We start from the raw sequence: 9,882 nt of genomic DNA, 5'->3' as shown, positions 1-9,882 counted from the left end.
GCCAAGGCCTGCGCTGCCGAGGGCGCCCACGGGCTGCTGGTGGTCACGCCGTACTACTCGAAGCCACCCCAGAGCGGGCTGATCGCCCACTTCACCACGGTCGCCGACGCGACCGACCTTCCGGTGCTGCTCTACGACATCCCGCCGCGGTCGGTGATACCGATCCAGCCCGAGACCATCCGTGCGCTGGCCGCCCACCCGAACATCGTCGGAATCAAGGACGCGAAGGCCGACCTGCACGGCGGCGGCCAGATCATCGCCGAGACCGGCCTGGCCTACTACTCAGGCGACGATGCCCTGAACCTGCCGTGGCTGGCGATGGGTGCCACCGGATTCATCAGCGTGATTTCTCACGTGGCGGCCGGACAGCTGCGGGAGATGTTGTCCGCCTTCGGTTCCGGGGACATCGCCACCGCCCGCAAGATCAACGCCACCGTCTCCCCGCTGTGCGATGCGATGGCCCGCCTGGGCGGGGTGACGCTGTCCAAGGCTGGCCTGCGTCTGCAGGGTATCGAAGTCGGCGACCCGCGACTGCCGCAAATGCCCGCGACACCAGAGCAACTCGACGCGTTGGCCGCCGATATGCGAGCGGCCTCGGTGCTGCGGTGACCCAAGGAGTTTCCGAGAAGTGGATGTAGACCTCGCCCCGCCAGGCCCTTTGGCCACGGGAGGGTTGCGGGTCACCGCTCTGGGTGGCATCAGCGAAATCGGCCGTAACATGACGGTTTTCGAGCACCTGGGCCGGCTGCTGATCATCGACTGCGGCGTGATGTTCCCCACCCATGACGAGCCGGGGGTGGATCTGATCCTGCCGGATCTGCGTCACATCTCCGACCGGCTCGACGACATCGAAGCGCTGGTGCTCACGCACGCCCACGAGGACCACATCGGCGGCATTCCGTTCCTGCTCAAGCTGCGCCCGGACATCCCGGTGGTCGGTTCGAAGTTCACGCTGGCGCTGGTCGCCGCGAAGTGCCGCGAGCACCGCCTCAAGCCGGTGTTCGTCGAGGTGTCCGAGGGCCAGAAGAGCAGCCACGGGGTGTTCGAATGCCAGTACTTCGCCGTCAACCACTCCATCCCCGACGCGCTGGCGATCGCCGTGCACACCGGGGCGGGGACGATCCTGCACACCGGTGACATCAAGCTGGACCAGCTTCCGCTAGACGGCCGCCCGACCGACCTGCCCGGCATGTCGCGGCTCGGTGATGCCGGGGTGGACCTGTTCCTGTGCGACTCAACCAATTCCGAGCATCCCGGCGTCGGGCCGTCGGAAAGCGAAGTGGGCCCGACCCTGCACCGTTTGATCCGCGGTGCCGACGGCCGCGTCATCGTGGCGTGCTTCGCCTCCAACGTGGACCGGGTGCAGCAGATCATCGATGCCGCAGTCGCTTTGGGCAGGCGGGTATCGTTCGTCGGCCGATCCATGGTGCGCAACATGGGCATCGCCCGGGAACTCGGATTCCTGCGCGTCGCCGATTCGGACGTGATCGACATCGGCGCCGCCGAGATGATGCCGGCCGAGAAGGTGGTGCTGATCACCACCGGCACCCAGGGCGAACCGATGTCGGCGTTGTCGCGGATGTCGCGCGGCGAGCACCGCAGCATCACGCTGACCGCGGGTGACCTGGTGGTGTTGGCGTCGTCGCTGATCCCGGGTAACGAGGAAGCGGTCTACGGCGTCATCGACGAGCTCGCCAAGATCGGGGCCCGTGTCGTCACTAACGCCCAAGCGCGCGTGCATGTTTCGGGCCACGCCTATGCCGGGGAGTTGCTCTTTCTATACAACGGGATTCGGCCGCGTCACGTCATGCCCGTGCACGGGACATGGCGCATGCTGCGCGCCAACGCCAAGCTGGCGGCGCGCACCGGCGTGCCGGAGGAGTCGATCCTGCTGGCCGAGAACGGGGTGAGCGTCGACCTGGTCGCGGGCAAGGCCTCCATCGCCGGCGCGGTGCCCGTCGGCAAGATGTTCGTCGACGGCCTGATCAACGGCGACGTTGGCGACATCACCTTGGGCGAGCGGCTCATTCTGTCCTCGGGTTTCGTGGCTGTGACCGTGGTGGTGGCGCGCGGCACCGGGCGTCCGGTCGCCCCGCCGCACCTGCATTCGCGCGGATTTTCCGAGGATCCCAAGGCGCTGGAGCCCGTTGTGCGCAGGGTGGAGGCCGAACTGGAAGCGCTACTGGCCGAGAACATCACCGATCCCAGTCGCATCGCCCAGGGCGTGCGGCGCACCGTCGGCAAGTGGGTGGGCGAAACCTACCGTAGGCAGCCGATGATCGTGCCGACCGTCATCGAGGTCTAGGCGCGATCGCGAGCGCGGCCGTGGCGTAGGCCAACGCGCGAAACTTAAACCATTGCGGCGACGGCCGGCGTGTCGTCGCAGCCGTTTACCTGTCGTGGCGCGCCCTTGCTAGATCTTCTCGGCGTAGGCCGACCACTCCAGTTGCGACGCTTTGAGTTTGCGGCCGGTGGGGTCGACATAGCGTTGGACGAGCTCGTCGGGACCAGCCTGCTCCAGCAGCCGCCAGCCGTATTCGCCGAGGAACGCCGCGACGTCGCCGGGCTGCAGACCGAAATGCCACAGTTGCCGCCGCTGGCGCACGCTGCGGTACAGCGTGCGGGTGCCATACCGGTTGGTCCCGTCGATGAAATCGCTACGGACGTAAGTGAACACCAAACGGCTGCCCGGCGCGGTGGCGCGCAGCCCGTCCAGCGTGCGCCGGACGGTCGCCTCGGTGAGGTATTGCGTGACGCCTTCGCAGATGAAGAACACCCGATAGTCGGTGTGGTACCCGTGCTCGGCAAGGGAGGTGAGCAGGTCGTCATGCTCGAGGTTCAACGCCACCAACCGAACGGACAGCGGCGGTTCGCCGGGTACTCGGCGAACCGCCTTGAGTTTTCTTGCGACGTTCACCGGCAGATCGACCTCGAACACCGGGATGCGGACCCGCCGCGTCAACTGGTAGGCGCGGGTATCCAGGCCGGCTCCGAGGATGACGACGGCGTCGATGTCGTCGAGTGATTCCTGGAGCTTGTCGGCGATGAAACGCTTGCGGCAGGCCAGATTCGCCCACAATCCCGGGCCGGTGAACTCGGAGCCGCGGATCATCAGCCGGCGAACCGGCGCGAACCGGGTCGCGCCGACGAGCCACCGCAGCGGGCCGGGCAGGAAGAGCTCGGCGAAGTCGTCGTCGACCAGGCGGCGCCCGGGCGGCTCGTTCTGCTCGACGGCGGCCAGCACCATCGGGCCAAATGCAGTCTGCGCAACCGGGTTTCGTGCCATGGCGGCTACTTGTTCAGGAATCCCGCGTCGACCGGCAGGGTAACCCCGGTGATGTAGCGCGCCTGGTCGGACACCAGCCACGCCACCGCGTTGGCGATGTCCTCGACGTCCAGCACCTCGACCGGCATGGCGTTGCCCATGGCTCCCGGCGTGTCCGTCGCGGCGGCCATCTTGGCCAGCCACTCGCGGGTGAACTCGTTGTTGATCATCGGCGTCTCGACGCCGGACGGGTGGATCGAGTTGACCCGGATCATCTGCCCGGCAAGCAGATTCGCGTAGACCCGCATCAGCCCGACCACCCCGTGCTTGGCGGCGGCGTAGCCGACGGAACCGGCGTCCGGGCTGCCGACGCCGGCCAGCCCGGCGCTCGAACTGATCAGCACGATCGACCCGCCGTTGCCCTGCTTGACCATCGTGGGTATCGCGACCTTGATCGTGTGGTAGACGCCGGTGAGGTTGACGTTGATGACGTCGTGCCAGCCGTCGTCACCGGATTGCATCGGCGCGATCCCGGCGTTGGCCACCACGATGTCCAGGCGGCCGAACTCGTCGAGGCCCGCCTGCAATGCGGCTGCCAGCGATTCGCGGTCGCGGACGTCGCCACGAGCGGCCACGATGCGGGCGCCGGTGTCTTCCACCAGCTTCACCGTGGCGGCCAAGTCCTCGGGCGTGGCCAGCGAGTAGGGGACGCTGGCGATCTGGTCGCACAGGTCGACGGCGATGATGTCGGCGCCGTCGGCGGCCAGCCGCACCGCGTGCGCGCGGCCCTGCCCGCGCGCGGCGCCGGTGATGAAGGCGACTTTGCCCTTCAGGGGGCCTTCTGGCGAGCCGGCCATCAGGGCCGCAACTGTCCTTTGGCCGGATCGCCCGCCGAGACCGGCTGCAGCATCTTGATGTCGGGGGCGCCGACGAGGTGCTCGCCGGCCGCGGTGAACATCTTGGTGACCGCCGGAGCGGTGCTGTGCGCTTTGAGCGCCTCGGCGTCGGCCCACTGCTCGACGAACACGAAGGTCTCGTCCGACTGGTGCAGCGAGTACAGCTGGCAGCCCGGCTCGTCGTGCACTTCTTCGACCGCCCGGGTGAGGATGTCGCGAACGGTGTCGACCGACTCAGGTTTGACAGTCATGGTGGCGACGACGACGACGGGCATTGATGGCCTCCTGGGCGCGGTGGGGGTGGGTGACGAGCACGACTTCTCGCAACCGAATGTCACCCTACTCACGCGATTTGGCGCCCGGACCGCACCATGCCCGACAAGGCAGGACGGTTACCAGTGTGGCGGGTGGTGTAGATGATGCCGTTGCGACTACCCTTGCCGTCATGCCCAGTAAGACCGCCGCCCGCTCCAGAAGCCGAACGAGCAGGTCAAAGGCCCCTTCGCGCGCCAGCGGGTCCCGGGGTGCGCGCCGGGCGGCGCCCCGCAAGAAGGTCAGCAAGCCCGCCCGGCGGCGTAATCACGCGCCGCTGGTCGGGGCCGGGCTCACCTGCGGTCGAGCCATGCGCGCCATCTGGTTGATGGCCGCCCGGGGGACCGGCGGCGCGGCCCGGTCGATCGGGCGAGCCCACGACATCGATCCCGGGCATCGCCGCGATGGCATCGCGCTGGTGCTGCTGGGCTTTTCCGTGGTGGTCGCCGCGAGTTCGTGGTTTCACGCCGCCGGGCCGGTCGGCACGTGGGTCGACACGCTGCTGCGGACCTTCATCGGCGCGGGCGTGCTGGCCCTGCCGGTCGCCACCGCCGCGGTGGCGGTGACCCTGATGCGCACCGAGCCGAACCCGGATGTGCGGCCCCGGCTGATCCTGGGCACCTGCCTGATCACGCTGTCGGTCCTCGGTTTGCGCCACCTGTGGTCCGGTTCGCCGGGGGACCCGGAAGCGCGTCGCCGGGCGGCCGGTTTCATCGGCTTCGCCATCGGCGGCCCGCTCGCGGACGGGCTCACGCCCTGGATCGCCGCACCGTTGTTGTTCATCGGGTTCATGTTCGGCCTGTTGCTGCTGACCGGAACCACCATCCGGGAGGTGCCCGACGTGGTTCGCGCCATGTTCGGTACCCGGCTGGTCGGCGACGACGAGCCGTACGACTACGCGGACGAGTTCGACGACGACGCCGAAGCGGGCCGCGACCACTACTACGACGACGCGCCCTCCGTCCCTGAGCCGGCGGCGTGGTCGCCGGACGACGATGCCCAGGCCGCCCTGCAGGACGACATTCCGACCGTGCCCGAACCCGCCGTCCAGCCCGCCATGCAGGCCCCCCGCGGCCGCAAGCGCGGACGTTCGGCGGGCAAGCACGACACCGTGGAACTGGACCGGATCGTCGAGGGCCCGTACACGCTGCCCTCGCTCAGCCTGCTGGTGGCGGGCGATCCGCCCAAGAAGCGCAGCGCCGCCAACAACGTCATGGCCGATGCCATCACCGAGGTGCTGACCCAGTTCAAGGTCGACGCCGCCGTGACCGGCTGCACCCGCGGGCCGACCGTCACGCGGTACGAGGTCGAGCTGGGGCCGGGGGTGAAGGTCGAGAAGATCACCGCCCTGCAGAAGAACATCGCGTACGCGGTGGCCACCGAGAGCGTGCGCATGCTGGCCCCGATTCCCGGCAAGTCGGCCGTGGGCATCGAGGTGCCCAACACCGACCGGGAGATGGTGCGGCTGGCCGACGTGCTCACCGCGCCGTCGACCCGGCGCGACCACCATCCGCTGGTGATCGGGCTGGGCAAGGACATCGAGGGCGACTTCATCTCGGCCAACCTGGCCAAGATGCCGCACCTGCTGGTGGCCGGTTCCACCGGATCCGGTAAGTCCAGCTTCGTCAACTCGATGCTGGTATCGCTGCTGGCGCGCGCCACCCCGGAAGAGGTCAGGATGATCCTGATCGACCCGAAGATGGTGGAACTCACGCCCTACGAAGGCATTCCGCATTTGATCACCCCGATCATCACCCAGCCCAAGAAGGCGGCGGCGGCGCTGGCGTGGCTGGTCGAGGAGATGGAGCAGCGCTACCAGGACATGCAGGCGTCCCGGGTGCGGCACATCGACGACTTCAACGAGAAGGTCCGCTCCGGCGTCATCACCGCGCCGCTGGGCAGCCAGCGCGAATACCGGCCCTACCCGTACGTGGTGGCGATCGTCGACGAGCTGGCCGACCTGATGATGACGGCGCCGCGCGATGTCGAGGACGCCATCGTGCGCATCACCCAAAAGGCCCGTGCCGCAGGCATTCACCTGGTGCTGGCCACCCAGCGCCCGTCGGTCGACGTGGTCACCGGTCTGATCAAGACCAACGTGCCGTCCCGGCTGGCGTTCGCCACGTCGTCGCTCACCGACAGCCGCGTCATCCTGGACCAGGCCGGCGCCGAAAAGCTGATCGGCATGGGTGACGGCCTGTTTCTGCCGATGGGCGCCAACAAGCCGATGCGGTTGCAGGGTGCCTTCATCACCGACGAGGAGATCCACGCCGTCGTCACCGCCTGCAAGGACCAGGCCGAACCCGAATACACCGAGGGCGTCACCACCGCCAAGCCCACCGGGGAACGCACCGACGTCGACCCCGACATCGGCGACGACATGGACGTGTTCCTGCAGGCCGTCGAACTGGTGGTGTCCAGCCAGTTCGGCTCCACGTCGATGCTGCAGCGAAAGCTGCGCGTCGGGTTCGCCAAGGCCGGCCGGCTGATGGACCTGATGGAGACCCGCGGCATCGTCGGACCCTCGGAGGGCTCCAAGGCGCGCGAGGTGCTGATCAAGCCCGACGAACTGGCCGGAACGCTGGCGTTGATCCGGGGCGGCAGTGACGCCGACGGGGGCGACCCCGAGGACGACTGAGCGCGCGCGAATGTGCGTCCAGCCGCACGTTCGCGCGCGAGTGTGCGGTTAGCCGCAGGCTCGGCCGCTACAGCCTCAGCAGCATCCGCGAGTTGCCGAGGATGTTGGGCTTGACGTAGCTGAGGTCCAGGAATTCGGCGACACCGATGTCGTAGGAGCGGCACATCTCCTCGAACACCTCGGCGGTGACCGGCGTGCCCTCGATCTCGGTGAATCCGTGCCTGGCGAAGAACTCGGTTTCGAACGTCAACACGAACAGCCGCTTCAACTGCAGCTCGCGGGCAACTTCTAGCAGCCGGTCGACGATCGCGTGGCCGATGCCGTGGCCGGTCAGCGCCGGGCTGACGGCGACGGTGCGGACCTCGCCGAGGTCCGACCACAACACATGCAGCGCCCCGCAACCGACCACTTGGCCCTCGTGTTCGGCCACCCAAAATTCCTGGACGGCCTCGTACAACGTCACGAGGTTCTTCTCCAGCAGGATCTTTCCCGCGTAGGTGTCGACCAAGTGCTTGATGGCGGGAACGTCGGACGTTCGCGCGCGCCGAACCAGCGGCCGATGTCGCTGCGGATCTTGGGTCACGGCTAACAGTATCGACATCGCGGACGGCTGTGCTGGTCAACGGTTATTCTGTTGCGGTGTCGGGGCAGCCGCAGACGGGTCCGGTGGCAGGCCGCGCAAACATCGCCAACCTGGCCAATACGCTGACCCTGTTGCGGCTCGTCCTGGTGCCGATCTTTTTGCTCGCGCTGTTCGCCGGGGATGGCCACCAAAACGGTTTCCGTGTGGTGGCTTTCGTCATCTTCGCGGCCGCGTGCATCACCGATCGGCTCGACGGCCTGCTGGCCCGCAACTACGGCATGGCGACCGAGTTCGGCGCGTTCGTCGACCCGATTGCGGACAAGACGCTGGTGGGGTCGGCGCTGATCGGGCTGTCGATGCTCGGTGAACTGCCGTGGTGGGTCACGGCCGTGATCCTGGCCCGCGAATTCGGGGTCACCGTGCTGCGGCTGGCCGTCATTCGCCGCGGCGTCATTCCCGCCAGTTGGGGCGGCAAACTCAAGACCGTGGTGCAGGTGCTGGCCATCGGATTGTTCGTGCTGCCCCTGGCGGGGCCGTTCCGGGTGGCCGCGGCGGTGGTGATGGGAGCGGCGATCGTGCTGACGGTGATCACCGGTATCGACTACGTCGTCTCCACCGTCCGGGAAGTACGCCGCACGCCCGGCTGATTCCGGCGGCACCAATCGGGAACCAGACCACCGCCGGCCGCGTTCACCTAGTGAGCACCTGCCGGAGGCAAGCTGAGTACGTGCCGCGCAGGGCCGACTGGACGAAGGAGGGCGGGATGCCGCCATTGGTGCGCGAGGTCATCGGCGACGTGCTGCGCGAGGCCCGCACGACACAGGGCAGGACGCTGCGCGAGGTGTCCGATTCGGCGCGGGTGAGCCTTGGATACCTGTCCGAGGTGGAGCGCGGCCGCAAGGAACCCTCCAGCGAGCTGCTGAACGCGATCTGCGACGCGCTGGACGTCCCGTTGTCGTCGGTTCTCACCCATGCGGGCGAGCGGATGGCCAGCGAGGAACGTGCGGCCGTCGGCGCGCCCGCGGATGGGGCCGCCAGCACCAGCATCAAGGTCGTCATCCCGCCGGTTGCGTCGTTGGCGCTCGCCTGAACGCCGGGGACCGATCCCGCGTAAGGGGTGGGGCGATCGGCGCCAACCCGTTAAATTGAGCGACAGGCGCAGAGCCCGTTCAGTCCCATCCGGGGACCATCCGGATCCTCAAGAAGCGAAGGTGGAGCTAACTCATGGCCAATCCGTTCGTCAAGGCGTGGAAGTACCTCGCGGCGCTGTTCAACGCCAAGATCGACGAGCACGCCGACCCCAAAGTCCAGATCCAGCAGGCCATCGAGGAAGCGCAACGAACGCATCAGGCGCTGACCCAGCAGGCCGCGCAGGTCATCGGCAATCAGCGGCAGCTGGAGATGCGGCTGAACCGCCAGCTGGCGGACATCGAAAAGCTGCAGGTTAACGTCCGTCAGGCGTTGACGCTGGCCGATCAGGCGACCGCGTCCGGTGACGCCGCGAAGGCCACCGAGTACAACAACGCCGCGGAAGCGTTCGCCGCGCAGCTGGTGACCGCCGAGCAGAGCGTCGAAGACCTCAAAACGCTGCACGACCAGGCGCTGGGCGCGGCCGCGCAGGCCAAGAAGGCCGTCGAGCAGAACGCCATGGTGCTGCAGCAGAAGATCGCCGAGCGCACCAAGCTGCTCAGCCAGCTCGAGCAGGCCAAGATGCAGGAGCAGGTCAGCGCTTCGCTGCGGTCGATGAGCGATCTCGCCGCCCCCGGCAACGTCCCCAGCCTCGACGAGGTGCGCGACAAGATCGAGCGACGGTATGCCAACGCGATCGGGGCCGCGGAGCTCGCGCAGGGTTCGGTGCAGGGCCGAATGCTCGAGGTCGAGCAGGCCGGCGTACAGATGGCCGGCCATTCCCGCCTGGAGCAGATTCGCGCCTCGATGCGTGGCGAGGCCCTGCCGACCGGTGGGACGCCGGCCGCGGGGACCACGCCCGCCACCGCTGCGCCCGCGGAAAGCGCGGGCGGCTCGGTCACCGAGAAGCCGCTTGGCCAGTAGTCGAAGCGTCGTTGCGGTGAAAGCGACACAGCCCGGTCCGTGGCGCGCGCTGCTGCACCGCGGGCTGGCCACCGCGGCCGACGTCTCCGACCTGGTGGCCCGCAGGATCAGCGCGGTGGCCGATCCGCGCGCAGGC

At 68.1% G+C, this 9,882-nt stretch carries 10 protein-coding genes; 6 read left to right on the top strand and 4 right to left on the bottom strand.

Features of this window, described 5'->3' with window-relative positions; translation table 11 throughout:
- Both A5652_RS10315 and A5652_RS10310 read left to right on the top strand, forming a co-directional pair.
- The coding region (locus A5652_RS10315) for a dihydrodipicolinate synthase family protein (protein WP_067350180.1) at window positions 1–609 on the top strand (609 nt) is incomplete at its 5' end.
- A 19-nt stretch (window positions 610–628) separates the two neighbouring features.
- Complete coding sequence (locus A5652_RS10310) at window positions 629–2,305, top strand: ribonuclease J (RefSeq protein ID WP_067350177.1); 1,677 nt, start codon at window positions 629–631, stop codon at window positions 2,303–2,305.
- 108 nt (window positions 2,306–2,413) lie between these two features.
- On the opposite strand, the gene A5652_RS10305 is transcribed toward A5652_RS10310, so the two are convergent.
- Genes A5652_RS10305 through A5652_RS10295 form a run of 3 tightly spaced genes read right to left on the bottom strand, consistent with a single transcriptional unit; the run spans window position 2,414 to window position 4,436 of the window.
- Complete coding sequence (locus tag A5652_RS10305) at window positions 2,414–3,286, bottom strand: SAM-dependent methyltransferase (RefSeq protein WP_082983847.1); 873 nt, start codon at window positions 3,284–3,286, stop codon at window positions 2,414–2,416.
- Between the two features lie 5 nt (window positions 3,287–3,291).
- Entirely contained in the window at window positions 3,292–4,122 is an 831-nt protein-coding gene (locus tag A5652_RS10300) for a mycofactocin-coupled SDR family oxidoreductase (protein ID WP_067350172.1), read from the bottom strand.
- Complete coding sequence (locus tag A5652_RS10295) at window positions 4,122–4,436, bottom strand: putative quinol monooxygenase (RefSeq protein WP_067127109.1); 315 nt, start codon at window positions 4,434–4,436, stop codon at window positions 4,122–4,124. The genes A5652_RS10300 and A5652_RS10295 overlap by 1 nt, the downstream gene beginning before the upstream one ends.
- A 56-nt stretch (window positions 4,437–4,492) precedes the next feature.
- Between A5652_RS10295 and A5652_RS10290 the strand changes: the two genes are divergently transcribed.
- Window positions 4,493–7,111: a DNA translocase FtsK gene (locus A5652_RS10290; RefSeq protein WP_232001152.1), complete on the top strand. Its 2,619-nt coding sequence runs from the start codon at window positions 4,493–4,495 to the stop codon at window positions 7,109–7,111.
- Window positions 7,112–7,178: 67 nt separating this feature from the next.
- Here A5652_RS10290 and A5652_RS10285 read toward each other — a convergent pair whose 3' ends face one another.
- Window positions 7,179–7,712, bottom strand: a complete 534-nt coding sequence (locus tag A5652_RS10285) for an amino-acid N-acetyltransferase (protein WP_067350169.1) — start codon at window positions 7,710–7,712, stop codon at window positions 7,179–7,181.
- 38 nt (window positions 7,713–7,750) lie between these two features.
- Here A5652_RS10285 and pgsA point away from each other — a divergent pair, with 38 nt between their 5' ends.
- The 3 genes from pgsA to pspA all read left to right on the top strand — a co-directional run bounded on the left by pgsA (window position 7,751) and on the right by pspA (window position 9,746).
- Entirely contained in the window at window positions 7,751–8,341 is a 591-nt protein-coding gene (gene pgsA, locus A5652_RS10280; protein ID WP_082983848.1) for a CDP-diacylglycerol--glycerol-3-phosphate 3-phosphatidyltransferase, read from the top strand.
- A gap of 116 nt (window positions 8,342–8,457) precedes the next feature.
- Window positions 8,458–8,784: a transcriptional regulator ClgR gene (clgR, locus tag A5652_RS10275; RefSeq protein WP_067350162.1), complete on the top strand. Its 327-nt coding sequence runs from the start codon at window positions 8,458–8,460 to the stop codon at window positions 8,782–8,784.
- Window positions 8,785–8,918: 134 nt separating this feature from the next.
- The gene (pspA, locus tag A5652_RS10270) at window positions 8,919–9,746 is read left to right on the top strand and encodes a phage shock protein PspA (protein WP_067350159.1); all 828 of its coding nucleotides are present in this window, start codon (window positions 8,919–8,921) and stop codon (window positions 9,744–9,746) included.
- The last annotated feature ends 136 nt before the right edge of the window (window positions 9,747–9,882 follow it).

Origin of the sequence: Mycobacterium sp. 1165178.9 (genome assembly GCF_001673555.1) — a bacterium.
Lineage (GTDB): Bacteria > Actinomycetota > Actinomycetes > Mycobacteriales > Mycobacteriaceae > Mycobacterium.
The sequence above is the reverse complement of the archived record's forward strand: the minus strand, read 5'-3'. Positions and strand labels throughout refer to the sequence as shown.